The 23,792-nt window shown below is 68.6% G+C and carries 23 protein-coding genes and 1 tRNA gene; 7 read left to right on the top strand and 17 right to left on the bottom strand.

The window, feature by feature from the left end; genetic code table 11:
• Nucleotides 1-38: 38 nt before the first annotated feature.
• From fabB to ACM26W_RS17615, 11 genes are all read right to left on the bottom strand, one after another.
• On the bottom strand, nucleotides 39-1,256 hold the full coding sequence (gene fabB, locus ACM26W_RS17665; protein WP_416138280.1) for a beta-ketoacyl-ACP synthase I: 1,218 nt from the start codon (nucleotides 1,254-1,256) through the stop codon (nucleotides 39-41).
• Between the two features lie 14 nt (nucleotides 1,257-1,270).
• A complete protein-coding gene (fabA, locus tag ACM26W_RS17660) occupies nucleotides 1,271-1,786 on the bottom strand; it encodes a 3-hydroxyacyl-[acyl-carrier-protein] dehydratase FabA (protein ID WP_416138279.1) in 516 nt (171 codons plus the stop codon).
• Nucleotides 1,787-1,861: 75 nt separating this feature from the next.
• Nucleotides 1,862-2,416, bottom strand: a complete 555-nt coding sequence (locus ACM26W_RS17655; RefSeq protein ID WP_416138278.1) for a DUF2878 domain-containing protein — start codon at nucleotides 2,414-2,416, stop codon at nucleotides 1,862-1,864.
• A 3-nt stretch (nucleotides 2,417-2,419) separates the two neighbouring features.
• Complete coding sequence (locus tag ACM26W_RS17650; protein WP_416138277.1) at nucleotides 2,420-3,700, bottom strand: class I SAM-dependent methyltransferase; 1,281 nt, start codon at nucleotides 3,698-3,700, stop codon at nucleotides 2,420-2,422.
• Nucleotides 3,697-4,524 carry a DUF1365 domain-containing protein gene (locus tag ACM26W_RS17645; protein WP_416138276.1) on the bottom strand — a complete coding sequence of 276 codons (828 nt, stop codon included), beginning with the start codon at nucleotides 4,522-4,524 and terminating at the stop codon, nucleotides 3,697-3,699. The genes ACM26W_RS17650 and ACM26W_RS17645 overlap by 4 nt, the downstream gene beginning before the upstream one ends.
• Nucleotides 4,521-5,876 (bottom strand): NAD(P)/FAD-dependent oxidoreductase, encoded by a 1,356-nt coding sequence (locus ACM26W_RS17640; RefSeq protein WP_416138275.1) that lies wholly within the window; start codon nucleotides 5,874-5,876, stop codon nucleotides 4,521-4,523. The genes ACM26W_RS17645 and ACM26W_RS17640 overlap by 4 nt, the downstream gene beginning before the upstream one ends.
• Nucleotides 5,873-6,664 carry an SDR family NAD(P)-dependent oxidoreductase gene (locus ACM26W_RS17635; RefSeq protein ID WP_416138274.1) on the bottom strand — a complete coding sequence of 264 codons (792 nt, stop codon included), beginning with the start codon at nucleotides 6,662-6,664 and terminating at the stop codon, nucleotides 5,873-5,875. Before ACM26W_RS17635 ends, ACM26W_RS17640 begins: the two co-directional genes overlap by 4 nt.
• A 58-nt stretch (nucleotides 6,665-6,722) precedes the next feature.
• A complete protein-coding gene (locus tag ACM26W_RS17630; RefSeq protein ID WP_416138273.1) occupies nucleotides 6,723-7,163 on the bottom strand; it encodes a nuclear transport factor 2 family protein in 441 nt (146 codons plus the stop codon).
• Nucleotides 7,164-7,195: 32 nt separating this feature from the next.
• Complete coding sequence (gene phrB, locus ACM26W_RS17625; protein ID WP_416138272.1) at nucleotides 7,196-8,611, bottom strand: deoxyribodipyrimidine photo-lyase; 1,416 nt, start codon at nucleotides 8,609-8,611, stop codon at nucleotides 7,196-7,198.
• Nucleotides 8,612-8,618: 7 nt separating this feature from the next.
• On the bottom strand, nucleotides 8,619-9,551 hold the full coding sequence (locus ACM26W_RS17620; protein WP_416138271.1) for a MerR family transcriptional regulator: 933 nt from the start codon (nucleotides 9,549-9,551) through the stop codon (nucleotides 8,619-8,621).
• Between the two features lie 76 nt (nucleotides 9,552-9,627).
• Nucleotides 9,628-10,665: an NAD(P)/FAD-dependent oxidoreductase gene (locus ACM26W_RS17615; protein ID WP_416138270.1), complete on the bottom strand. Its 1,038-nt coding sequence runs from the start codon at nucleotides 10,663-10,665 to the stop codon at nucleotides 9,628-9,630.
• A gap of 119 nt (nucleotides 10,666-10,784) precedes the next feature.
• On the opposite strand from ACM26W_RS17615, the gene ACM26W_RS17610 reads away from it, so the two are divergent.
• Nucleotides 10,785-11,690: a TIGR01777 family oxidoreductase gene (locus ACM26W_RS17610; protein ID WP_416138269.1), complete on the top strand. Its 906-nt coding sequence runs from the start codon at nucleotides 10,785-10,787 to the stop codon at nucleotides 11,688-11,690.
• Here ACM26W_RS17610 and rapA read toward each other — a convergent pair.
• A complete protein-coding gene (rapA, locus tag ACM26W_RS17605; protein WP_416138268.1) occupies nucleotides 11,687-14,635 on the bottom strand; it encodes an RNA polymerase-associated protein RapA in 2,949 nt (982 codons plus the stop codon). The genes ACM26W_RS17610 and rapA overlap by 4 nt on opposite strands.
• A gap of 173 nt (nucleotides 14,636-14,808) precedes the next feature.
• On the bottom strand, nucleotides 14,809-15,609 hold the full coding sequence (locus tag ACM26W_RS17600) for a redoxin family protein (RefSeq protein WP_416138267.1): 801 nt from the start codon (nucleotides 15,607-15,609) through the stop codon (nucleotides 14,809-14,811).
• A gap of 183 nt (nucleotides 15,610-15,792) precedes the next feature.
• Between ACM26W_RS17600 and ACM26W_RS17595 the strand changes: the two genes are divergently transcribed.
• The 4 genes from ACM26W_RS17595 (at nucleotide 15,793) to ACM26W_RS17580 (ending at nucleotide 19,712) form a co-directional block, all read left to right on the top strand.
• Complete coding sequence (locus tag ACM26W_RS17595; protein WP_416138266.1) at nucleotides 15,793-16,032, top strand: hypothetical protein; 240 nt, start codon at nucleotides 15,793-15,795, stop codon at nucleotides 16,030-16,032.
• Nucleotides 16,016-17,593 carry a phospholipase D family protein gene (locus ACM26W_RS17590; protein WP_416138265.1) on the top strand — a complete coding sequence of 526 codons (1,578 nt, stop codon included), beginning with the start codon at nucleotides 16,016-16,018 and terminating at the stop codon, nucleotides 17,591-17,593. The genes ACM26W_RS17595 and ACM26W_RS17590 overlap by 17 nt, the downstream gene beginning before the upstream one ends.
• A gap of 59 nt (nucleotides 17,594-17,652) precedes the next feature.
• Nucleotides 17,653-19,167: an SLC13 family permease gene (locus tag ACM26W_RS17585; protein ID WP_416138264.1), complete on the top strand. Its 1,515-nt coding sequence runs from the start codon at nucleotides 17,653-17,655 to the stop codon at nucleotides 19,165-19,167.
• A gap of 92 nt (nucleotides 19,168-19,259) precedes the next feature.
• Nucleotides 19,260-19,712, top strand: a complete 453-nt coding sequence (locus ACM26W_RS17580) for a universal stress protein (protein ID WP_416138263.1) — start codon at nucleotides 19,260-19,262, stop codon at nucleotides 19,710-19,712.
• 371 nt (nucleotides 19,713-20,083) lie between these two features.
• On the opposite strand, the gene ACM26W_RS17575 is transcribed toward ACM26W_RS17580, so the two are convergent.
• From ACM26W_RS17575 to ispB, 4 genes are all read right to left on the bottom strand, one after another.
• Nucleotides 20,084-20,371, bottom strand: coding sequence for an STAS-like domain-containing protein (locus tag ACM26W_RS17575; RefSeq protein WP_416138262.1), 288 nt, complete (start codon nucleotides 20,369-20,371; stop codon nucleotides 20,084-20,086).
• 40 nt (nucleotides 20,372-20,411) lie between these two features.
• Nucleotides 20,412-21,374, bottom strand: coding sequence for a hypothetical protein (locus ACM26W_RS17570; RefSeq protein ID WP_416138261.1), 963 nt, complete (start codon nucleotides 21,372-21,374; stop codon nucleotides 20,412-20,414).
• 294 nt (nucleotides 21,375-21,668) lie between these two features.
• A tRNA-Pro gene (locus ACM26W_RS17565) sits at nucleotides 21,669-21,745 on the bottom strand.
• Between the two features lie 79 nt (nucleotides 21,746-21,824).
• Nucleotides 21,825-22,823: an octaprenyl diphosphate synthase gene (gene ispB, locus ACM26W_RS17560; protein WP_416138260.1), complete on the bottom strand. Its 999-nt coding sequence runs from the start codon at nucleotides 22,821-22,823 to the stop codon at nucleotides 21,825-21,827.
• Between the two features lie 283 nt (nucleotides 22,824-23,106).
• Between ispB and rplU the strand changes: the two genes are divergently transcribed.
• Nucleotides 23,107-23,418, top strand: a complete 312-nt coding sequence (gene rplU, locus ACM26W_RS17555; protein ID WP_416138259.1) for a 50S ribosomal protein L21 — start codon at nucleotides 23,107-23,109, stop codon at nucleotides 23,416-23,418.
• Between the two features lie 30 nt (nucleotides 23,419-23,448).
• Entirely contained in the window at nucleotides 23,449-23,706 is a 258-nt protein-coding gene (gene rpmA, locus ACM26W_RS17550; RefSeq protein ID WP_416138258.1) for a 50S ribosomal protein L27, read from the top strand.
• The last annotated feature ends 86 nt before the right edge of the window (nucleotides 23,707-23,792 follow it).

Below are 23,792 nucleotides of genomic sequence, written 5' to 3'. Positions count from 1 at the left end.
GGCGCCTCCTTGCGTTGGCGGGTCTTGGTCCCGAAACGTCAGTTCGTGAACTTCTCCAGCACCAGGCAGGCATTGGTGCCGCCGAAGCCGAAGCTGTTGGAGAGCACCCGCTCGATCGTCACGCCGTCGCGACGCTGCATGACGATATCGAAGCCGTCGGCCTGCTCGTCGAGAGTCTCGACGTTGGCCGAGGCGGCGATGAAGTCGTTCTCCATCATCAGCAGCGAGTAGATCGCCTCCTGCACGCCGGTGGCGCCCAGCGAATGGCCGGTGAGCGACTTGGTGGAGCTCATGGCGGGGGTGGTGTCACCGAATACCTCGCGGATCGCCTTGAGCTCGGCCACATCACCCACTGGGGTGGAGGTGCCATGGGTGTTGATGTAGTCGATCTTGCCGTCCACCGTGGCCATGGCCTGGCGCATGCAGCGAACGGCGCCATCGCCCGAGGGGGCGACCATGTCGTGGCCGTCGGAGGTCGCGCCATAGCCGGCGACTTCGGCATAGATCTTCGCGCCGCGGGCGCGGGCGTGCTCCAGCTCCTCGAGCACCAGCATGCCGCCGCCGCCGGCGATGACGAAGCCATCGCGGGTCTGGTCATAGGGCCGCGAGGCCTTGTCGGGGGTGTCGTTATACTGGGTCGACAGGGCCCCCATGGCGTCGAACAGGCAGGAGAGGGTCCAGTGCTCCTCCTCCCCCCCGCCGGCGAAGACCACGTCCTGCTTGCCCATCTGGATCTGCTCCATGGCGCTGCCGATGCAGTGGGCCGAGGTGGCGCAGGCCGAGGAGATCGAATAGTTGATTCCCTTGATCTTGAACGGCGTGGCCAGGCAGGCGGAGACGGTGCTGCCCATGGTGCGGGTGACCCGGTAGGGTCCCACGCGGCGCAGGCCCTTCTCGCGCATCACATCGGCAGCCTCGACCTGATTGGCGCTGGAGGCCCCCCCGGAGCCGGCGATCAGGCCGGTACGCTCGCTGGAGACCATCTCCGGGGTCAGGCCCGAATCCTCTATGGCCTGGGCCATGGAGACGTAGGCGAAGGCCGCGGCGTCGCCCATGAAGCGGCGCAGCTTGCGGTCGATCAAGGCGTCCAGGTCGATATCCACGCTGCCGGCGACCTGGCTGCGGAAGCCGAGCTCGGCGTACTCTTCCTTGAAACGAATACCCGAGCGCCCTTCCTTGAGCGCCTCGAGAACGGCCTGACGGTCGTTGCCCAGGCAGGACACGATGCCCAGGCCGGTGACTACCACTCGTCGCATGGAAGCCTCCTGATTCAGAAGTTCGCGGTGGAAGTAAACAGGCCGACGCGCAGGTCGCTGGCCTGGTAGATGTCGCGGCCATCGACCGACACGGTGCCGTCGGCGATGCCGAGTATCAGGCGCCGCGTGATGATGCGCTTGATGTCGATCTTGTAGGTGACCTTCTTGGCCTCGGGCAGGATCTGGCCGGTGAACTTCACCTCGCCACAGCCCAGGGCGCGGCCGCGACCCGGATGGCCGAGCCAGCCCAGGTAGAAGCCGACCAGCTGCCACATGGCGTCAAGACCCAGACAGCCGGGCATTACCGGGTCGCCGGGGAAGTGGCAGTCGAAGAACCACAGCTTGGGGTCGATATCCAGCTCGGCGATCAGCTCGCCCTTGCCGAAGTCACCGCCATCCTCGTAGATGCGAGTGACGCGGTCGAGCATCAGCATGTTGGGAGCGGGAAGCTGGGCGTTGCCGGGGCCGAACAGCTCGCCGCGGGAGCAGGCCAGCAGTTCTTCGCGATCAAAGGAGTGTTGCTTGGTCACTGGGTCATTCCGAAAGTCGAAGTTATTGTGCACGTCAGGCGACAGGCCGCCGCCGCCAGGCGACAGGAGTCAAGTCTACTGTCCGCGCAAGGGGAATGCACGCCAGGCGCGCTTCGAACCTTTTCCAAGATGACGACACAGCCACAGGCAGAGCAGGCCCCAGACCAGCGCCTGGGCCGGCAGCAGCCAGGGTGCGAGGGCCACATCGGCCAGTTGGGCGCCGGCGAAATAGGAGGCCGGGCCGCTGATGGTCCCCCCCAGCACAGCGAGCCAGGGGCGTTGCCACAGCCAGGCCAGGGAGTGGTGAAGCAGGGTGGCGAACAGCGGCCACAGCAGCCATATCCACAGCGGCAGCACCCCGAACAGCAGCGGCTGGTCGCCGAAGTCGAAGCCGCCGGCCAGCGTCAATCCTCCGTCCACCACCAGGCCCAGCGCCGCGAAGCCCGCCAGCCAGCGCCACTCCCCGGGCCGTGCCTGCCAGCCCAGGTGAAGGGTCAGGATGAGGGCGATGACCGGCACCGCGAACCAGGAGCCCCCCAGCACGCAGGCCAACCAGCCCAGTTCGAAGGCTGCCAGGTTGAGCAGGGCCCGGCGGGTGCCGGGCTGGCGCAGTGCCGACGGTATGGCCATCTTTCAGTGACTACCGGTCTGGGGGGCGGGGCGAGCACCGGGCTTGGCCAGCAGTAGATGGCAGGTGCCGATGCTGCGTTCCAGGAAGCCGCCCTCGCAGTAGCACAGATAGTAGCGCCACATGCGGATGAAGTGCTCGTCATAGCCCAGCTTGCGCACTCGGTCGAGGTTGGCCTCGAAGCGGTGGCGCCATTCGCGCAGGGTTCGCGCGTAGTGGGTGCCGATCTCGTCCAGGGCCAGCACGTTCAGCGAGGTGCCCCGGGCCAGGCCGTCGAGGATGGCGCGGTGGGAGGGCAGGAAGCCGCCCGGGAAGATGTAGCGCTTGATGAAGTCCATCTCGCGCTTGGCCGCCTCGAAGCGCTGGTCGCGAATGGTGATCGCCTGCAGCATGGCCAGGCCGTCGTCGGTCAGCAGGCGATCCAGGGTGGCCAGATAGGTGCCCAGGTACTGGTGACCCACCGCCTCGATCATCTCCACCGAGATCAGCCGATCGAAGCACCCGGAGAGCTCTCGGTAGTCCTGCTTGAGCAGGGTGATGCGGTCGCCCAGCCCCTCCTCCTCGATGCGCCGCGCGGTATGGGCGTACTGCTCCTCGGAGATGGTGGTGGTGGTGACCCGACAGCCGCGGGTGCGGGCGGCGTGGATGGCCAGCCCGCCCCAGCCGGTACCGATCTCCAGCAGATGGTGGTCGGGACGCACGTCGAGGCGGTCCAGCATCAGGTCCAGCTTGAAGGTGGAGGCCTCCTCCAGGCTCGCTTCCGGATAGGGAAATACCGCGCTGGAGTACATCAGGTGGTGCTCGTCAAGGAAGGTGGCGAACAGCTCATTGCCGATATCGTAGTGGGCGGCGATATTGCGCCGCGAGCCCTTCAGGCTGTTGCGCTGCAGACGGTAGAGGGCGGCCATCAGCCAGCGACCCAGTCGCGCCGTGCCGTTCTCCATCTCGCCGTTGACCCGCTCCAGGTTGGCGGCGAGCAGCCGCACCAGGGCGACCAGGTCGTCGACGTCCCAGTCGCCGTCCATGTAGGCCTCGGCGGCCCCCACGGTGCCGCCCAGCGCCAGGCGCTTCCAGGCGCGGCTGTCGCGCACCACCAGGGTGACGTCAAGAGGGCCGCCCTGACCGAGTCGATGGCGGCGGTGTCCCTCGATCAGGGTCACCTGGCCGCCCTCCAGGCGGTCCAGTTGCTTCAGCAGCCGGGGCCGCAGCCAGCGGGTCAGGCGATCGGTATCCTCCACGAGGGAGCGGGTGGTGCTGGCGGTGCTTGCGGAGCGCAGGGTGTTCACGACGAACTCTCCTCACGGGAACTCGGGTCAGGGCCGGGGTGGTCATGGATCGGCACGCGCTTGAGCCACAGCCGCAGCGCCTCGAAGTGGATGCCGACCAGGGTCTTGAGGCTTATCCAGGGCTGGCGGGCCAGGGTGCCCAGCAGCACGCCGCGGGTCGCTGGACGCGCCTCCAGGGTCAGGGTGGCGTCGAAGGGGAGCGCGTCCCCCTGCCAGGTCTCCATGTGCATCATCAGCCGCGCTTCCGGCGTGTTGAAGCGCCAGCGGTAGGTCATGTTCATGGGGTTGAAGGGCGAGACGTGCATCGTCTTGGCGAAAGTGGCCTCGTGGCTATGGCGGCCTGGTGGCACCTCACAGGCATAACGGGCCCGCTCACCCCAGGGCACATTGGTTACCTCGCCGAGCACGGCACGCAGTTCGCCCTCGGCATCGAAGGCGTAATAGAGCGAGATCGGATTGACGCTGAGCCCCAGGGTGCGCAGCTGGGTCAGCAGGCAGATACGCCCGTCCGGGGCCCAGCCGAGCTGGCGCTCGAGCTCCTCGCGCACCGCCTGCTTGAGCGGCCGATCATGGGGGGAGAGATCGCCCTTGAGATCGCCCTTGAGATAGTCCTTGAGATAGTCCTTGAGATAGTCCTCGCGGCGGAAGCGCGCCAGGGCGGGGCCACGGGCGCTGAAGCCGGGTACGCCGTCGAACAGCTCGGGCAGCTCATCCAGGTCCAGCCAGGCCATCCACACCCGGTAGCTGAAGGCGTGATGGCGCGGCAGGAAGCGGCGGTGGCGCAGGGTGCCACGATAGATCCGCGAGCGGGGCATAGTGCTCATGCCCCAGCGCCCTCGAGGACCTCGGGCGCCCAGCCGGGCTCGCCGGGGCGCGGCGAGTCCTCGTCACAGCCCAGGCCACCGGCCACCCGCAGCGCGCTCCACACCCCATCCTCGTGGAAGCCGTTGCGCCAGTAGGCGCCGCAGTAGTGAGTGCGGAAGGCAGGGCCGGAGATCTCGGCGTGGCGCGCCTTGGCCGCCTCACCGGCCAGGGTGAACTGGGGGTGGGCATAGGTGAAGCGGCCCAGCACCTTCTCCGGGTCGATGGCGTCGCCGTCGTTGAGGGTCACGCAGAAGGTGTGGGGCGTCTCCAGACGCTGGAGGATATTCATGTCGTAGGTCACCGAGATGCGCTCGCTTGCGCCGCGCCCATCCAGGCGGTAGTTCCAGCTTGCCCAGGCGCGGCGGCGGCGCGGCAGTAGCCGGGTATCGGTGTGCAGCACCACCTCGTTGTCCTGGTAGGGCAGCGCGCCGAGGATCTCCCGCTCGGCGGGACTGGGATCCTCCAGCATGGCCAGGGCCTGGTCGGCGTGGCAGGCCAGTACCACCTCATCGAAGCGCTCCGTACCGGCGTCGGTGCGGACCTCCACGCCATCGGCCAGGCGGCGGATGCCGCGCACCGGGGTCGACAGCCGGATGCCGCCGGCGTAGGGCGCGGTCAGCGCCGGGATATAGCTGCGAGAGCCGCCCACCAGGGTGTACCACTGGGGGCGATCGCTCACCGAGAGCAGGCCGTGGTGGCGGAAGAAGCGCACGAAGAACTGCAGCGGGAAGTCGCGCAGGTCCTGAAGGCTCGCCGACCAGATGGCGGCCCCCATGGGCAGCAGATAGTGGCGCTGGAAGGCCACACCGTAGCCGCCGGCATCGAGCCACTCGCCGAGGGTCATGGCCGGGGCGAGGGTGCCGCTCTCGAGGGCCTGGATCGCCTCGCGGTTGAAGCGCAGGATGTCGCGCAACAGGCGGTAGAAGCTGGGACGCAGCAGGTTGCGGCGCTGGGCGAACAGGCTCGCCAGGGTGTGGCCGTTGTACTCGAAGTCGCGGGCGGTCTCGTGCACCGAGAAGCTCATCTCGGTGGGCTGGGTAAGCACCCCGAGCCGCGCCAGCAGGTGACGGAAGTGGGGGTAGGTCCAGTCGTTGAAGACGATGAAGCCGGTGTCGATGGCGTAGTGGCGGCCCTCGAGCTCCACGTCGACGGTGGCGGTATGGCCGCCCAGGCGGTCGGCGGCCTCGAACAGGGTCACCCGGTAGCGGCTCGACAGATACCAGGCGGCGGCCATGCCGCCAATGCCGCTGCCGATCACAGCGACCCGGCGTTCGGGCTCCGGCGCTCCGGGATGGCGGTGAATGGCGGTCATGGGGCGTTCTCCGAAGTGGTGGCCGGGCGTACCAGGCGCAGGCCGAGGTGATGGCGCAGCGCCGGGGGCAGGATGCCCATCAGCCTCAATAGCAGGGTGAAGCGGCGCGGAAAGTGGATATCCAGGCGGCGGCGTGAGAGGCCCTCGAGAATCGCCTCGGCGGCCTGCTCGACCCCGACGCGCATCGGCATCGCGAAATCGTTGCGATCGGTGAGCGGGGTCTTCACGAAGCCTGGGTGGATCAGGCTGACGCCGATGCCCTCGGCGTGGAGGTCCAGGCGCAGGGATTCGAGGAAGTGACTGAGCGCCGCCTTGGAGGCGCCGTAGGCCTCGGCGCGGGGCAGCGGCAGATAGGCCGCGGCGCTGGAGGTGGCGGCCAGCAGCGGGCGCCCGCCCTCGGCCCGGGCCCGACGCAGCAGCGGCAGGGCGGCATCAATGCAATAGACGGCGCCGAAGAAGTTGGGAGCGAAGACCCGCTCGACCAGATCGACGTCGAAGCGCCCAGCGTCCAGGTATTCACAGGTGCCGGCGTTGAGCAGCGCCAGGTCGAGGCCGCCGAAATCCGCGGCGATCCGCTCGCCGGCATGGGCCACGGCCTTTCGGTCACTCACGTCCAGGGGCAGCAGCAGGGCGTTGTCGCGTCCGGCGGCCAGTGTCTCGAGCTCGGCCTCACCCCGCGCGCTAAGGGCCACCCGGTGACCATCCGCCAGCAGGCGCTCGGCGAGGGCACGGCCAATGCCAGAGGTGGCGCCGGTGAGCCAGATGCGTTGCTTGCCGTCGAGTGGCATGGGGCCTCCTGAGGTCCGGCACCCTGCGCCGGGATGGACGACCGCCGCAAGCCATCGGTCAGCCGTCGATTCGTTTCTTCACCAGGCGTATGGCACCGCCCAGCAGTGGCAGGCGCTCATAGAGCAGGGCGCCGGCATCGAAGTAGTCGCGGTGGCGTACCACCCTGCCGTCCTCGGCGAAGGTCAGGTGCGAGCAGCCGTCTACCTGGATCTCGCGACCGCCATCGAGCCGCGGGTGAGTCAGAGACATGGTCCAGGTCGTGAAGGCTTGATCGCCCGAGATCTGTCGCTCATGGAAGGTGAAGCGGCATGCTGTCACGTTCTCGTACAGGGTCGCGAAGTAGCCCTCCAGGGCCCTGGCGCCCTCTATCCGGTGAAGCGGGTCGATAAAGAGCACGTCGGGAGTATAGAACCTGTAGAGCTCTGTTGTACAGCTCTTGTCTAGTTTATTGAAGAAGGCGCAGAAGGCCTCCAGCCGCTCGTCTGCTGTCGCTGCCATGGGCTGCTCCTGAATCGGTCGGTGCCGACGGGTCAGTCGGCCTTCAGTGCCTTGAAGGCGTCGAGGGCGCGGGCCCGTGCCGCCTTGTGGTCGACGATGGGTGAGGGGTAATCGACGCCGCCGAGCAGATCTCGGGGCGGCGCGTGGCGGGCCTTGGGTGGCAGCTCGGCCAATGCCGGCAGCCACTCGGCCAGGAAGGTGCCCTCGGGGTCGAAGCGGGTCGACTGGGTGGTGGGGTTGAAGATGCGGAAGTAGGGCGCGGCATCGGTGCCGGTGGAGGCCGCCCACTGCCAGCCGCCGTTGTTGGCGCAGAACTCGCCATCCACCAGGTGGCGCATGAAGAAGGCCTCGCCGCGGCGCCAGTCGATCAGCAGGTGCTTGCTGAGGAACATGGCGGTGATCATGCGCAGGCGGTTGTGCATCCAGCCGGTGGTGACCAGCTGGCGCATGGCGGCATCGACGATGGGGTAGCCGGTGCGCCCCTCACACCAGGCGGCGAAGTCTGCGTCGTCGTCGCGCCAGGCTAGCGCCTCGGTGTGGGCCTGGAAGGGGCGGTGGCGGCACACCCGGGGGAAGCCCGTCGCCACGTGGCGGTAGAACTCCCGCCACACCAGCTCGTTGACCCAGGCGACGAGGCCGGCATCGCCTTCGGCGAGGCTGCCGTCGTTTTCGGCCAGCACCGCCTGCAGGCACTGACGGTGGGAGATCATGCCCAGCGCCAGGTAGGGCGAGAGCTCGCTGGTGCCGCGGATCGCCGGAAAGTCGCGCTGGCGCCCATAGTGGCGCCCGCGAAAGCGCAGGAAACGCTCCAGGCGGTCGGCGGCCGGGCCTTCTCCGGCGGGCCACTGGCGGCCGTCGATGGGCGTGTCCGCCAGGCGGGGCAGGTCGAGCAGCGGGTCGCTGGCGATGCCGGTGTCGGCCTGGGGGGCGGGGGGATCGCTCAGCGCCAGGCGTTCCGCCGTCAGCTGGCGATGCCAGTTCTTCGAGAAGGGGGTGAAGACGCCGTAGTAGTCGCCCTTGCCGGTGAGCAGCTCACCCGGGGCGAAGGCGACAGCGTCGTGGTGGCCGCGAGCTTCGAGCCCGGCCTCATGGAAGGCGGCGACCACGGCGGCGTCGCGACGCTGCTCATCCAGCGGGTACTCGTGGTTGAAGTGCAGGGCGTCGGCGCCGGTCTCCCGGGCGATCGCCAGCAGCGCCGCCGGGGCTTCGGCGAAATCGTCGATGTCGCGATGCAGCAGGGGGATATTGAGCCCCGCCAGGGCCTCCTGCAGGGCCGCCACGCCGCGGGCGCGGAAGTCGAGCTGGTTGGCGCCGTGGCCGTGGCGCTGCCAGTGGGGCAGGCTGCGCAGGGTGACGGCCACGACCGGGCCGCGTTTGGCGGCCGCGGTCAGGGCGCGGTTGTCAGCGACGCGCAGGTCGCTGCGAAACCACATCAGGGTGAGGGTCATGGTGCGCTCACTTCGTCGGGGGCAGCCGGGTCAGCGGCAGCAGGCCGGACAGCTCCGTCATCGCCTGGCTCAGGTCATCGCCCAGCACCGCCACGCGGCTCTCTTCCAGGTCGGCCTCGCGGATGCGCGCCACCGGGCCGCACAGCGCCAGTGGCACCTCCAGTTGCTCTGCCAGGCGCGGCAGCTGGCGTCGTACCAGGTCGCTGCGACCGGCATGGCTGCCGGCCATCAGCACGCCGCCGGCGCCCAGCGCCTCCACGGCCAGGGGCATCTCCCCGAAGGGCAATGCGGTGTCCAGCAGCTCCACCCGGTAGCCGCAATCGCTCGCCGCCAGGGCGGCCAGCAGCCGCCACAGGGTGCCGGGGTCGTCGGGCAGCGGCACTATCAGCAGCACCGGGCCTGGGGCGAGGGCGTTGGCGTGGAGCAGGCGGGTGCCGATGCGGGTGCGCAGGAAGGCCTCAAGGCTGAGTCGCTGCAGGGTATCGCCGAGCCTCTCGCCCCAGCGCTCTTCCAGCTCCTGCACCGTCGGCGCCCACAGCTCGGCGATACACACCGGCACCGGATAGAGCGAAAGCGACTGGGCGTAGAGGGTCTCCAGGCGAGCCAGGTCCAGGGCCTCCACCGCGGTGACCAGTTGGGCGCGCTGCCCCGGCCAGTCGCTGGCGTCGGCCATCGGGGCTTCGCTGGCTTCCGGGCGGTCGAGTAGCTCGCGGACCTGGCTGACCGGCACCCCCCGATTGAGCCATTGCAGGATCTGCTCCACGCGCTCGATGTCTTCCCGGGCGTAGAGGCGGTGCCCCTTGGGCGTGCGCTGGGGCTTGATCAGCCCGTAGCGCCGCTCCCAGGCGCGCAGCGTTACCGAGTTCACGCCGGTGAGGCGGGATACCTCGCGGATCGGGTAGAGCGGCGTGTCGCCGGCGTGCTGTGAGGGGGCGCTCATGGTGGGCAGGACCTCCCGATCCCGGCGGTGATGAGTGTCTGAGCGTAAGACATGACGAACTCCTGTCACGGTCGATTCAGGTGGCGTCGGCGACCAGGGCCTCGCCGAGATGGTGGCCGGAGAGCCAGGCGTCCTCGACCCGAGGGCCGCGCCAGCCGTCGCCGCACAGCGCCAGGCCGCTGGCAGAGCGGCGGTAATCGAGGTTGATGGCCTCACCGCTGGCAAAGACGTCGGGTTGGGCGTAGCGCCAGCGGTGGGCGCCCAGGGCGCTGGGCTCAGGCAGGCGGGTGCCGGCGGGCAGCGCCTGCTGGAAGGCGTCGAGCAGCACTTCCACCACGGTTTCCTCGCTGTCCTCGAGGCGCGCCTCGCTCCACGACAGGTTGGCCAGCAGGCTCAGGCTCTCGCCCTGGTCGGCTCGCCCTGGCTTGAGCTGGTTGCGGACCACGAAGCGTAGCCGCGGATCGTTCACGCGCACCGCCTGCCAGTCATCGTCGACGCCGGGCAGCGCGGGCAGGGGAGCGTCGAACAGCGCCCAGGCGGCCCAGCAGGGGCGCTGGATCACCGTTTCGCAGGCCTCGGCCAGGGGCGCGTCGTGGGGTGACACCAGGGCGTGGGCCTGCGGGGAGGGGGCCGTGATCACCACCCGGTCGAAGGGGCCGTGATGTTCGCCGCGCTCATCCACCAGCTGCCAATGTCCGGCGCTGCCCTCCAGGCGTTCGATGCGGGTCTCGGCCGTCACCGTCAGCCCCTCGGCCAGGTGGCGTGTCACGGCGCTCATGCTCGGGGTGCCGCACAGCCGCTCCAGGTCATCCTCGTGACGCTGCCAGCTGGCCGTCTCTGCCGACCACAGCGAGGCGGGCCAGGGGGCGATGCAGCCGGCCTTGCGCCAGCCCGCCACGGCGCGGCGGAAGGTGGCGTCGCGGACGCTGAAGAACTGGGCCCCCAGGTCGAGCACTGCATCGGGCAGTCGGCGGCTGGACATCCTGCCGCCGGCTCCGCGGGCCTTCTCGAACAGGGTGAACGGCAGGTCGGCAGCGTCCAGCACCCGGGCGCAGGCCAGCCCGGCGATGCCGGCGCCGATGATGGCGGTACGGCGGGGGGTATCGGAACACATGACAGCGTCACCCTCGGTGGTTTTCAGCTAGACTAGCAGAAGTGTACAACAGCTGTATAACTCATGGCAGATGCCAGTCATCTCTGACACATTTCACGACAGATAAACAGGAGGTCTCGATGCGAGTGCTGATCACCGGCGGTAGCGGATTCGTGGGGCAGCGGTTGTGCCAGCACCTGGCCGAGGCGGGACATCGGCTGCTGGTGGTGTCCCGTGACCCCGAGGCGGTGAGGGCGCGGCTGCCCAAGGGGTCGGATATCCGCCGCTCGGTGCTGGACTTCGTGGATACGCCGCCGGAGGCCATCGTCAACCTGGCCGGCGAATCCATCGCCGCCAAGCGTTGGAGCGACGACCAGAAGAAGCGGCTGATCGACTCCCGGGTCAATATCACCCGCGATCTGGTCATTCTCTGCGAGCAGCTCAAGGCCAGCGGTGACCGGCCACCCCGGGTCATGGTGTCGGCCTCGGCGATGGGCTATTACGGCGACCAGGGGGATCGCGAGGTCAGCGAGGAGACCCCGCCCCACGACGAGTTTGCCCATCGGCTCTGCAAGCGCTGGGAGGACACCGCCCGGGAGGCGAAGGACTTCGGCACCCGGGTGGCGCTGCTGCGTATCGGCCTGGTGCTCGACACCGGCGGCGGTAGCCTTCAGAAGATGCTGCCCCCCTTCAAGCTTGGCCTGGGTGGGCGCTTCGGCGACGGCAAGCAGTTCATGCCCTGGGTCCACCGCGAGGACCTGGTGCGGGCCATCCACTTTCTGCTCGACAACGCCGAGCTCGAGGGACCCTTCAACGGCAGCGCCCCGCACCCGGTCACCAACGCCGAGTTCACGCGTACCCTGGCCAAGGCGCTCAAGCGTCCGGCGATCTTCCCGGTGCCGGCGATCGTGCTGGAGACCGCCTTCGGCGAGATGTCGCGGCTGCTGCTCACCGGTGCCGACATGCGCCCGAAGCGCCTCCAGGAGGCCGGCTTCCAGTTCCAGTTCGAGACCCTGGAGGCCGCCCTGGCCGATATCCTGGGCTAGCGCGTCTCCTCGCCCACGGTGACGATCACCCGCACCGCATCCAGGCGCAGGCGGGTGCCCTCGATGGCCTCGTCCAGCGCCTGGCGCTCGCTGCGCAGCGCGGCGAGCTCGTCGTCGCGCACCGCCGGGTTGTGGCGTGCCAGGGCGGTCAGGCGCGCCAGCTCGCCGTCCAGCTCCTCGCGCATGCGCACCTGGGCCGCCTCGGTGATGGAAGGCAACTCGCGCTCCGCCTCGGCCTCGCCGCGGTCGAGCAGCTCGCGCAGCACCTCCAGGCGGCTGCGAATCAGGTCACGGGCCATGGCCTTCTTGACCTTCTGCAGGTTCCTGGAGAGCCCCGTGAAGGAGATCTTGTCGGTCAGGTTGGCGCCGGACTCGTCGAGCAGCACGCGAACCGCGGTGGGCGGCAGGAAGCGGTTGAGGTGCAGCTTCCTGGGCGCCGGACAGTGGGTGCGGAACACCAGTTCGGCCATGATCCGCCCGGCGGGCAGCGTCGGATGCTTGAGCAGCGCCAGGGCGGTGTTGCCCATGGTGCCGTCGAGGATGCGGCCCATCATCTCGCGCAGCAGCGGGTGCTCCCAGGAGAGCCGCTGGACGTCATCCCGGGCCAGCGCCCGTCGCCGCGAGAAGGTCGCCGAGAAACCCTCCTCACCCTTGGCCAGGCCGGGCAGGCCGTCGAGCATCTGGGGGCTGGGGTGCAGGTGCTGGATGCCGCCGCCCAGCTCCTGGCTGTCGACCCCGAAGATGTCCAGGGCCAGATCCAGGTAGCGGGGCAGGGCGCGGTCCTCGTCCAGCTCGCGGATCGCCGCGGCCACCGCCTCGGCGCGGCCGGGGCGACAGGCGTTGAGCTCCAGCAGGCGGTTGCGCCCGGCGTCGCGCTCGGCCAGGCGGCTCTCGAACAGCGCCCGGGTCTCCCCGATCACCTCCGCCATGCCTTCCTCATCGAGCAGCGCCTCGGCCAGGGCGTCGCCGAAGGCGGCGAAGATCTCGCTGCCGATGCCGTGGGGGGCGCTGAAGGCGTCCATGCCGTCGCGGTACCAGCGCAGCAGCTTCTCGCCGGGGCTGCCCTCGAACACCGGTACATGGATCTCGATGGCGTGGCGCTGGCCGATGCGGTCCAGGCGGCCGATGCGCTGCTCCAGCTGGTCCGGGTGAAGGGGCAGGTCGAACATCACCAGGTGGCGGCAGAACTGGAAGTTGCGCCCCTCGGAGCCGATCTCCGAGCACACCAGCACCTGGCAGCCCTCCTCCTCGTCGGCGAAGGCGGCGGCGGCGCGGTCGCGCTCCACCAGGGAGAGCCCCTCGTGGAAGACCGGCGCGAGGTAGCCCCCCAGCACGCGCAGCGCCTCGGCCAGGCCCTGGGCGGTCTCGCGGTCGTGGGCGATCACCAGCACCTTGTCGTTGGCCAGGCCATCATCGCCATCGTCGGCCAGCCGCTCCAGCAGCCAGTTGACCCGCGGGTCGATCTGCCACCAGGGCTCCTCGTTGAGCGGGTCGTCGATCAGCGCCCGGTACATGGTATCCAGGTAGATCAGCACCTCGGGGTGGTCGAGGCCGGTCTCGATCAGCAGCTCGTCCAGGTAGTCCTCGTCGCGCTCCAGCTTGCGCAGCACCCGACGATAGGCGGAGGGCGGGGCCAGCTCGGTGACATGCAGGCGGCGCTCCGGAAAGCCGCCCACGTGGCGGCGGCTGTTGCGGAACATCACCCGGCCGGTGCCGTGGCGGTCGAGCAGCTGGTCGCGCAGCTGGTCACGGGCGGCGGCGTGCTGAGCCGCATCGGCCTCGGGGCTGGCCAGGGTATCGAGCAGCGCCAGGCTATCGGGCTCCTCGATCACCGCGGCGACCCGCGCGCGGTCCTCGGCCTCGCCGGGCAGGCGCTCCAGGGCATCGATCGCCTCGGCTACCTCCACATAGTGGGCCTCTTCCTCGCGGAAGCGCTCGAGGCTGTGGTAGCGGTCCGGGTCGAGCAGGCGCAGGCGGGCGAAGTGGCTGGCGAGCCCCATCTGCTCCGGGGTGGCGGTGAGCAGCAGCACCCCCTCGCTCTCGCCGGCCAGGCGTGCCACGCAGGCGTAGCCGGGCCCGACCTGCTCCTCGCTCCAGTCCAGGTGGTGAGCCTCGTCGACGATCAGCAGGTCCCAGGCGCAGGCCTGGGCCTGGGCCTGGCGGTGGGGGTTGGCGAACAGCCAGTCCTGGCTGGCCAGGATGATCTGGCCCGCCTCGAAGGGGTTGGCGTCGCCGTGGGCCTGGCTCTGCTGCTCGTCGAGCAGAGTCACCTCCAGGGCGAAGCGGCGCAGCAGTTCCACAAGCCACTGGTGGCAGAGGCTCGCCGGCACCAGGATCAGCGCTCGCTCGGCGCGGCCGGTGAGCAGCAGGCGATGCAGGATCAGGCCGGCCTCGATGGTCTTGCCCAGCCCCACCTCGTCGGCCAGCAGCACCCGCGGGGCGTGGCGCCGGGAGACCTCGTCGGCGATGTAGAGCTGATGGGGGATCAGGTCGATGCGCGGCCCGGCCAGGCCCAGCGCCGGGTTCTGCTCGATGCGGTGGTGGTGGTGCAGGGTGCGGAAGCGTAGGTCGAACCAGTCGTTGCGGTCCGCCTGGCCGGTCAGCAAGCGGTCGCGAGCCTGGTCGAACTGGGTGGTGTCGGCCAACCGCGCCTCGGGCAGTTCGCGCAGCTCGCCCTGTGCGTCCTCGCCGATGTAGACGATCAGCCCGTCCAGCTCCTTGGCGTCGTCCACGGTCAGGCTCCAGCCCTCGGCGGCGCGGATGCGGTCGCCGCTGCCGAAGACCACCCGGGTCAGCGGGGCCTGGCGGCTGCTGTAGGTGCGGGTTTCCTGGCTGGCGCCGAACAGGACGGTAACGCTGCGGGCGTCGCAGCTCAGGATGGTGCCCAGGCCCAGTTCGGCCTCGCCGTCGCTGATCCAGCGCTGGCCGGGGGAAAAGTCGCTCATGATGCCTCGGAGGATGCTGAAAGGGGTGCGCTCAAGGCCGCCGGGACGGGGCGGACCGACAGGGCGAAGTATCTTACAGCAAAGCTCGGCGCGGCTTAAGCGTGGCCTGTTTCTCAGCGTGATTGCTCGAGGCTGTTCCGGCAACAGGCGCCGGACCGTCGATGGGGCGTGGATCAGTGGCGGTCGAGCCAGGCGCCGAGCTGGGCGCGGGAGAGCTCGCCCACGTGGCGCTCCACGGCGCGCCCGGAGGCGTCGAACAGCAGGGTGGTGGGCAGCCCCGGGGCCTCCAGCAGCACCATCAGCTCCTGGTTAGGGTCGCGCAGCGGGTAGCGGAATGCCAAGTCCTGATCGTCCAGGTAGCGAATCACCTGCAGCAGCTCCTCGCCCTGATTGGCCACCACCACGGTGACGCCGTCCCGGGCATCGGCCTCGGCCAACAGCGGCAACTCGCGCAGGCAGGGCGGGCACCAGGTGGCCCACAGGTTGAGCACCACCGTCTCGCCCTGCAGCTGGCGCAGGTTGACGGTCTCGCCGTCGAGCGTCTCCAGGGCGATATCGGGCAATTCGTCCACCGGCATGCCGCCGCCCAGCGGCGCCAGGGTCACCAGCACCAGCCACAGGCTGGCGGCCCCGACGGTGAGCGCCATGGCGCCGATCAGCCGCAGCAGGTGCTGGCGCAGCGCCCAGCCGGTCCACAGCAGCGCGGCCAGCAGCCCCCACAGGCCGTGGAAGCCCGGCTGCCAGAGCTTGAGGATGTCCAGCGGGGCAGCGGCGTAGGCGTCCAGGTGCAGCAGCACGTGGCCGGTGCGCGCGCCCACCAGCCAGGCCAGCACCAGGCCGTTGAACCAGCGGGCGTGCTCGCCCCGCGGGAGCCCCAGCAGCCAGGCGCTCAGTGCCAGCAGTAGCAGGGCGGCGCCCAGCGCGTAGAGGCGCGGCACCGAGATCAGCACGGGGCCGAGGGCGATGGCATCCATGGGGCGAGCTCCTGAGCAATGACGCAGTGTCGTGACGATGCAGGGTCGGCGACCGGGGCGCGAGCGGGTACACTTGGGCACCCGGAAACAAGACGCTGCCTGCGTCGACGCCTCGTCCATGCCAAGCCTACTGCCGGCCGGCATGGCTGTCATCCGTCAGCCACCTCCGTTACGGGAGCCTTCATGGCCAAGTCCGCCTTCGACACCCTGCGCGCCCTGGCCATCGCCAGCCAGGCGCTGGGCTTCATCCTGATCATCACCCTGGAGACGATGATGGGCGACGCCGCCCGCCCCTGGCAGGGGTGGACCCTGGCGGCGATGGTCGCCAGCGCGCTGTGTATCGCCCTGGTGCGCCTCTATCGCCGCAACAGGGCACGCAAGGCGCTGGCACGACGCCTGGCCGACGATGATGGCGACGTCTGAGGCGTCGCGGCCCGCCTGCGGGCCACGCCTGGCCCCGCTGCTGGCGGTCTTCCTGCTGCTGGCGGGCTGCGCCGCGGCCCCCCTGCCGCGGGATCACGCCACGGCGCTGCCCCCCTGGGAGGTGGCCGAGACCCGCCTGGGCGGCTGGGCCGCCGAGCAGGCCGAGGCCCACCCGGGCCAGAGCGGCCTGGCGCTGCTGGCCAACGGCAAGGACGCCTTCGCGGTGCGCGGCCTGCTCGCTGCCCGGGCCGAGCGCCGGCTGGATATCCAGACCTACCTGATGGGCGATGGCCTGACCACCTGGGCGCTGCTGGCCCGGGTGCTGGACGCCGCCGAGCGCGGCGTCGAGGTGCGCCTGCTGATCGACGACATCGGCGCCGTGGGCCAGGGCGAGCGGCTGGCCGCCCTGGATAGCCACCCCAACCTGCAGGTGCGGGTCTACCACCCGCTGCCCGTGGGACGCGCCAACCTGGCCACCCGTGTACTGGCGACCCTTCCGGTGTTGTCCCGCCACCACCGGCGCATGCACAACAAGCTGTGGATCGCCGACAATGCCCTGGCCATCGCCGGTGGGCGCAACCTGGGCGACGAGTACTACAGCGCCGGCGAGCCGCGCAACTTCGCCGACCTGGACCTGCTCGCGCTGGGGCCGGTGGTAACGCCGCTGTCGATGAGCTTCGATCTCTACTGGAACCACGGCCTGGCACAGCCCGTTGGCCGCTACCACCGCGTCGCCCCGGGCACCTGGCGAACCCAGCGCGAGGAGTTCGCCGCCCGGCTCGCCGAGGAGCATGACTCCGACTACTTCAGTTCCCTGCGCCAGCGCCATGAGGAGCGCGAACGCAACCGCCTGGTGGATGCCCTGCACTGGGGGCGCGCCGAGGCGCTGTGGGACCCGCCCGGCAAGCTGGCACGTCGCGGGCGTCCGGCCCTGGCCGAGACCATGGCGGGCCAGCTGTGGGCGCGGGTGGCGCCCGAGGCGCGCCTCAGCCTGGTCTCCGCCTATTTCGTGCCCACCGCCGAGGGCAGCCGGCTGCTGCAGGGGCTGGCCGAGTCCGGGGTGGAGGTCGAGGTGGTCACCAACTCCCTGGAGGCCACCGACGTGCCGGTGGTCCACGGCGCCTATATGCCCTATCGCCGGGCGCTGCTGGAGAGCGGCGTGGCGCTCTTCGAGCTGCGCGCCGAGCACGACAACGGCGAGGGGGCCGGCATCGGCGTGCCCGGCACCTCCGCGTCGGCGCTGCACATCAAGGCGCTGGCGGTGGATGACGACACCATCTTCGTGGGCTCACCCAACGCCGACCCGCGCTCGGTATGGTGGAACAGCGAGGTGGGCGTGCTGGCCAAAAGCGAGAGCCTGGTCCGGGAGTTCCGCGAGTTGGTGGAGGTGGGGGCGAGCCCCGCGCAGAGCTATCGGGTGACCCTGGACGACGAGGGTCGGCTGGGCTGGGAGACCCGCCATGACGACGAGGTGGTGCACCTCTCACGGGAGCCCGGGGGCCCCTGGCGCCACGCCAACGCCTGGCTGAGCCGGCTGCTGCGCCTGGAGCGCTGGCTGTAGCGCCAGCGGCCCCGCCCGACCGCCGAGAGGCGTTGGAGTGCGATGGAGGAGAGCATTCGATGAACGAGCCTCAGGTCCGTGACGCCGAGGAGGCGAGCCAGGACGCGGAACTTCGCCAGGCTCGGCGCGAGCGCATCAAGGTCACCGTCGGCCTGCTGCTCGGCCCCCTGGCAGCGGCGCTGCTGCTGTGGGTCGAGACGCCGGCGGGCATGCCCCCGGCCGCCTGGCAGGTGGTGGCGCTGACCGCCTGGATGGCGGTGTGGTGGGTGCTGGAGCCGGTACCCATCGCGGTGACCGCGCTGCTGCCGGTGGCGCTGCTACCGCTGCTCGGCGTGGGGACGATCCATTCGGTGGCCGGGCCCTACGCCAACCCGCTGATCTTTCTCTTTCTCGGCGGCTTCATGCTGGCCGAGGCGATCCAGCGCTGGGGGCTGCACCGGCGCATCGCCATGCTGGTGCTGCGGGTCTCGGGCAGCCGCCCGGACCGACTGGTGGCGGGGTTCATGCTCGCCACCGCGGCGCTGAGCATGTGGGTCAGCAACACCGCCACCGCCGCGCTGATGGTGCCCATCGGCCTCTCGGTGCTGGTCATGCAGGAGCGTCAGGGCGGCGCCGGGGCGAGTCACAACATGGCGCTCACCCTGCTGCTGGGCATCGCCCTGGCCGCCAATATCGGCGGCATGGGCACCCTGATCGGCACCCCGCCCAACGCCCTGCTGGCCGGCTTCATGGGCGACAGCTACGGCATCGAGATCGGCTTCGCCCAGTGGATGGCGGTGGCCGTGCCGCCATCGCTGCTGCTGCTGGTGTTGGCCTGGTGGCTGCTGACCCGCCTGGTCTACCCGGTGGAGCGCGAGGAGGTGCCGGGGGTAGCCGAGATGCTCGCCGACCAGGCCCGCGACCTGGGGCGCATGACCCGGCCCGAGCAGCGGGTGGCGGCGATCTTCGTCCTGGTGGCACTGGCCTGGGTGACTCGCCCGCTGCTGGAGCGGGCCCTGGGGGTGGAGCTCAGCGATGCCGGCATCGCCATCATCGGGGCGCTGCTGCTGTTCGTGGTGCCGGCCCGCTGGCGTCAGCGCCAGTTCCTGATGGACTGGGACAGCGCCAGACACCTGCCCTGGGGCGTGCTGATCATGGTGGGTGGTGGCCTGAGTCTCGGTACCGCCATCGAGGAGAGCGGCCTGGCCGCCGAGGTGGCCGAGGGGCTGGGCGCCTTCGGCAGCTGGCCCACTTGGACCCTGGTGGCCATGGTGGCGCTGGCGGTGATGCTGATGAGCCACGTCACCAGCAACACCGCCACCGCGGCGGCGATCCTCCCGCTGACCGCCTCGCTCACCGTCAGCCTGGGGGCCAGCCCGCTGCTGCTCTCGGTGCCGGTGGCCATGGCGGCCAGCTGCGCCTTCATGCTCCCGGTGGCCACCCCGCCCAATGCCGTGGTGTTCGCCAGCGGCAAGCTCAGCGTCGCCGAGATGGTGCGCGCCGGAGCCCTGATCAGCGTGGCGGCGCTGGTGGTCATCACCCTGGTGGTGTTCGCCCTGGCCATGCCGATCCTGGGGTTCGGCTGGGGAGCTTGATCCAGGACATTGCCGATCGGCTGCGAGGGTCTAGGCTGGAAGCAGAGGGACGCTATGTCCCGCTTCCATGCCACACAAGAAGGACACTCCCCATGTTCAAGACCATCCTGGTACCCGTCGACGGCTCCGATCATGCCGAGAAAGCACTGGGTGTCGCTGCGCTGATGGCCCGCGCCTCCTCCGCGACGCTCCACCTGATGACCGTGGCCGAGTTTCCCCCCGATAACATCGGCCTGTTCACCGGCGGCACCGCCGAGCCCTTCTCCGAGGTGGAGCGCGAGAAGCTCGCCGAAGGCATGAAGCAGGAGGCCCACAAGGTCATCGAGAAGGCGCGCGCCACTGTCGACCTCGACGGCATCGAGGTCAAGGAGGTGACGCGTCAGGGGCATCCGGCCGATCTGATCAACAAGGAGGCCGAGAAGCTGGGGGTCGATGTCATCGTCATGGGCAGTCGTGGGGTCAGCGACATGCGCGGCATGGTCTTCGGCAGCGTCTCCCACAAGATCAGCCACATCGCCGACTGCACCGTCATCACCGTGACCTGATCAAATTCCCTTCACCGATGCCGTGCCGGCCGAACCAGGTTTTTTTACTGCTCATCTTCCGGCATGGCTTCAACGCGCAATGGGTGCCTTCGAGGGTGGCGAACCCAACCGCCGTTCGCCACGCCGGGCATGTCAGTGGTATCGGCAGTACCTCACCGCCATCGTGCAGAGCGACGTGCGAGATATCTCCGCCATTAACGCGAAGTGCGAGGCAGCCTTCCACCACCTGATGACCAGCTACTACAGTGGTGGGCAGAGCGTGTATTCATCGGCTTGGTAACAGAGCGCAGGGGCAGTGGGGTGGTGTCGGCGGCAAGAAGTACCATAGAAAACCCGCCATGGCGGCGGGTTCGGTGAGTCTGTAGCAAGGCTTAGGCGGCGTTGGCAGTCATCCGATGCTGGATAGCCAGCCCAATAGCCCGCGTGACAGCTGGGCTAGCACCCTTGATCTTGAGGGTGCTTTTCAGTGCTTGGACCCCGTGGCGCTGTGTGAACACGCCGAAAAGCTCGTCGGCGTAGGAGCCGGAGAGCGATATGACGTCGCTGAAATCAAGCACGACCTGCTCACCGTGGCGGGCAAGCGTCTCAATCCGGGCTCTCTCCTGAGCTGCGGTGGTTCGATTAGCCAAGGAGCCTTTATATTTCAATGTGTTAGTCATGTTCTTGCCCCCTTGTGACACGGCATGGTGAGAGCGCGTTTCAAAACGTCAGATCGTCCAGGATGCTCTGCACATCATCTGACAGAGGCTCTTCTTCGATGTTCTTACCAAGCTCGCTGATTTTTAATCTACACGCGATGGCCACCCCTTGCCAGTGCGGCACCGCAACATAGCTGCCGAATTCGTGCTCAGCCCGTGTTGCCGATGTGGAGCTGAGCAAAGCGTCCCCGCTGGCGATCCAGAGATCACCATCATAATGACGCACGAGGTTCATCAACTGGTCCAGGCCGAGCCCTTGGTGATGGTTGCCGTCATGCCGGTACATGACGTCTATGTTCTGCCCAAAGGGGTTGCCCATGGCGTCTTCGGGCTGCTGCTGGGCGAAATCCTCGTGATCGACGTCCTTGGTCGAATGCTCTTTGCGTAGGCACCAGTCGATGGCGCTGACATGATCCGTCACGCCCGCCACGGCTCGACGCTGGCACTCTCGAAAAAAGCCCTTGCCGGCATCTACGACGGCAAGCTCGATCACATCGTACTGCCTCTTGTAGCGCCATAGCTGCGCCATCGAGAAGCCGGCCCCATCGGCATGGGCGCGGACGTTATCGTGCAGCTCTCCAATCACGCTACACAGGCGGCCAATGCCGGGGAGGTCCCCCGTGTGGTGGCGGATGCAGGCTGCAGTCTCCGTCGTAGCGCGATCTACGTCAGCAGCGTTTTCCAGCATCTGCATGGGGCTGTAGCGGTAACCCCTGTTCGGGCGGGCCATGGCGAAGTCATCTGTACCGAACAGCCTGAATGGCACCTGCAATGCAGAGAAGTACCCTTGGTGAGAACCCGGGTCGGCAAAATCTATGCCGGTGATGCGGTAGGTGTGGCCCAGGCTGGTGGCTACCGTGATGAAGCCAGGCGTCAGGAAGCCTCGTGGAATGTGTAGCTTGCCACCCTCAGTCGGGGTGATCTCGTGCTGCCTCTTGACTGCTGATGCTAATCCTTGCTGCATCACGTCCTCCCTGTTCGAGTGCCTTCTCGCTGGGTGACGGTGTCTAACTAAGGGCTGATATAGCCTGATGCCCGGCTGAGCGAGTCCGTCACAATGTATCCTTCCGCGCTACCTCCCCGCTAGTCAGCCGAGCGCTCCATAGTCGTCGGCACAGGCCACCCGGCCGTGGCAGGCGAGCTCCGGGCGATTGGCTGGCGACTTCCTGACGCTTGGAACCTATTTGGAACCTCGAAGCCAGCCAACGAAAAACGGCCACTGCTCATGTGAGCTAGTGGCCGTTTTTACTGATGTTCTTGGTCGGAGTAGCAGGATTCGAACCTACGACCTCTGCCTCCCGAAGGCAGCGCTCTACCAAGCTGAGCTATACTCCGACGCGTTGGGCTGATGCCTCAACGGGGACGAATTATACCCGCAGCGCGGCGCTTTGCAAGCCCTCGGCGGTGGGCAGGATCACGACTCGCGCTCCACGGCCAGGCGTGCCAGGTCGGCCATGCTGTCGCGGTAGGGGGAGGGGGGCAGGTGGTCGAGCTGCGCCAGTGCCTTGGCGGCCATCTCCTCGGCCCGGGAGCGGGTGTAATCCAGGGCGCCGGTGGCGTTGACAATGGCCAGCACCTCGTCGAGATGATCCAGGCCGCCGTGGCGGATCGCGCGGCGGATCACCGCGGCCTGCTCCGGGGTGCCGGCGGCCATGGCCTGGATCAGCGGCAGGGTGGGTTTGCCCTCGGCCAGGTCGTCGCCGACGTTCTTGCCCATCGCTGAGGCGTCGCCCTGGTAGTCGAGGAGGTCGTCGATCAGCTGGAAGGCCAGGCCCAGGTAGCGGCCGTAGTGCTGCAGGGCGGCCTCCTGCTCCGGGGTGGCCTGGGCGAGGATCGCGCCGCTGTGGCTGGCCGCCTCGAACAGCATGGCGGTCTTGCCCTGGATGGTCTCGAAGTAGGCCGCCTCATCGGTGTCCGGGTTGCCCACGTTGGTGAGCTGCTGCACCTCGCCTTCGGCGATGACGCAGGTGGCGGACGAGAGCACGCTCATGATCCGTATGGAGCCTATCTCCACCATCATCTGGAAGGAGCGCGAGTAGAGAAAGTCGCCCACCAGCACCGAGGGCGCGTTGCCCCAGGCGTCGTTGGCGGTGGCCTTGCCGCGGCGCATATGGGATTCGTCCACCACATCGTCGTGCAGCAGGGTCGAGGTATGCATGAACTCGATCAGGGTGGCCAGGATCACGTGGTGGTTGCCCTGGTAACCCAGTGCGCGGGCCGCCAGCAGCACCAGCAGTGGACGCAGGCGCTTGCCGCCGCTGGCGATGATGTACTGGCCGATGGTCTCCACCAGCGGAATCCGTGAGGCGAGCTGGTCCATGATCGTGCGGTTGACGGCAGCGAAGTCCTCGGTCACGACGGCGTGGATCGGCGAGGGGGCAGCAGCAGCGGGGGAGGTGACGTCGGCAGTCATGGTGGCGGCTTCACTGAATTGATGGGGGCCGGGGCGTGGCGGTCCCCACTGGCCTTGGGTTGCCGGTCATGCTATGGGGCCCCCTCATGGGCGTCAAGGCGAGCCGCTCCGGCGCGGCGCGGCGGGCTTGAACAGCAGGTGCTGCGCGGGTTGTGCCGCCCTCGGCGCGCGGTTATAATGCCCGGCCCACTCATCCTGCTCCCTGTCAGATGGTGCCAGAAGAGGCGCCACTCGCCGCAGGCCGATCAAGAGCCAACCCCCGATGAGTCCTGGAGAGAAAAGCATGTACGCAGTTATCAAGAGCGGTGGCAAGCAGTACCGCGTTCAGGAAGGCCAGACCCTCAAGCTCGAGAAGATCGAAGTCCCGACCGGCGAGTCCATCGACTTCGACGAAGTGCTGCTGGTGGGCAACGACGACGATATCACGGTCGGCGCGCCGCTGGTCGAGGGTGCCAAGGTCTCCGCCGAGATCGTCTCCCACGGCCGCGGTGACAAGATCACCATCATCAAGTTTCGCCGCCGCAAGCACCACATGAAGCGTCAGGGCCACCGCCAGTGGTTCACTGAAGTCAAGATCACCGGGATTTCCGCGTAAGCGGTCCACCCCTGAACGGAGGATTTTTCCATGGCACATAAGAAAGCAGCCGGTTCCACGCGTAACGGTCGCGATTCCGAATCCAAGCGCCTTGGCGTGAAACTGTTCGGTGGCCAGGCCGTTACCGCCGGCAACATCATCGTGCGTCAGCGCGGCACCAAGTTCCACGCCGGTACCGGCGTCGGCCTCGGCCGCGACCACACGCTGTTCGCCCTGAACGACGGTGTGATCAAGTTCGAGACCAAGGGTCCGAAAAGCCGCAAGTTCGTCACTGTCGTCTCTGCCTGAGACGCCTGAGGCTTGCAGCAAGAAGGCCCCGCCCAGGCGGGGCCTTCTTGTATATACCCAGGTGGGTGGGACGGCAGACGCCGTCA

It is taken from the genome of Halomonas sp. HK25 (assembly GCF_047795635.1).
Taxonomy (GTDB): Bacteria; Pseudomonadota; Gammaproteobacteria; order Pseudomonadales; family Halomonadaceae; genus Halomonas.
The sequence above is the reverse complement of the archived record's forward strand: the minus strand, read 5'-3'. Positions and strand labels throughout refer to the sequence as shown.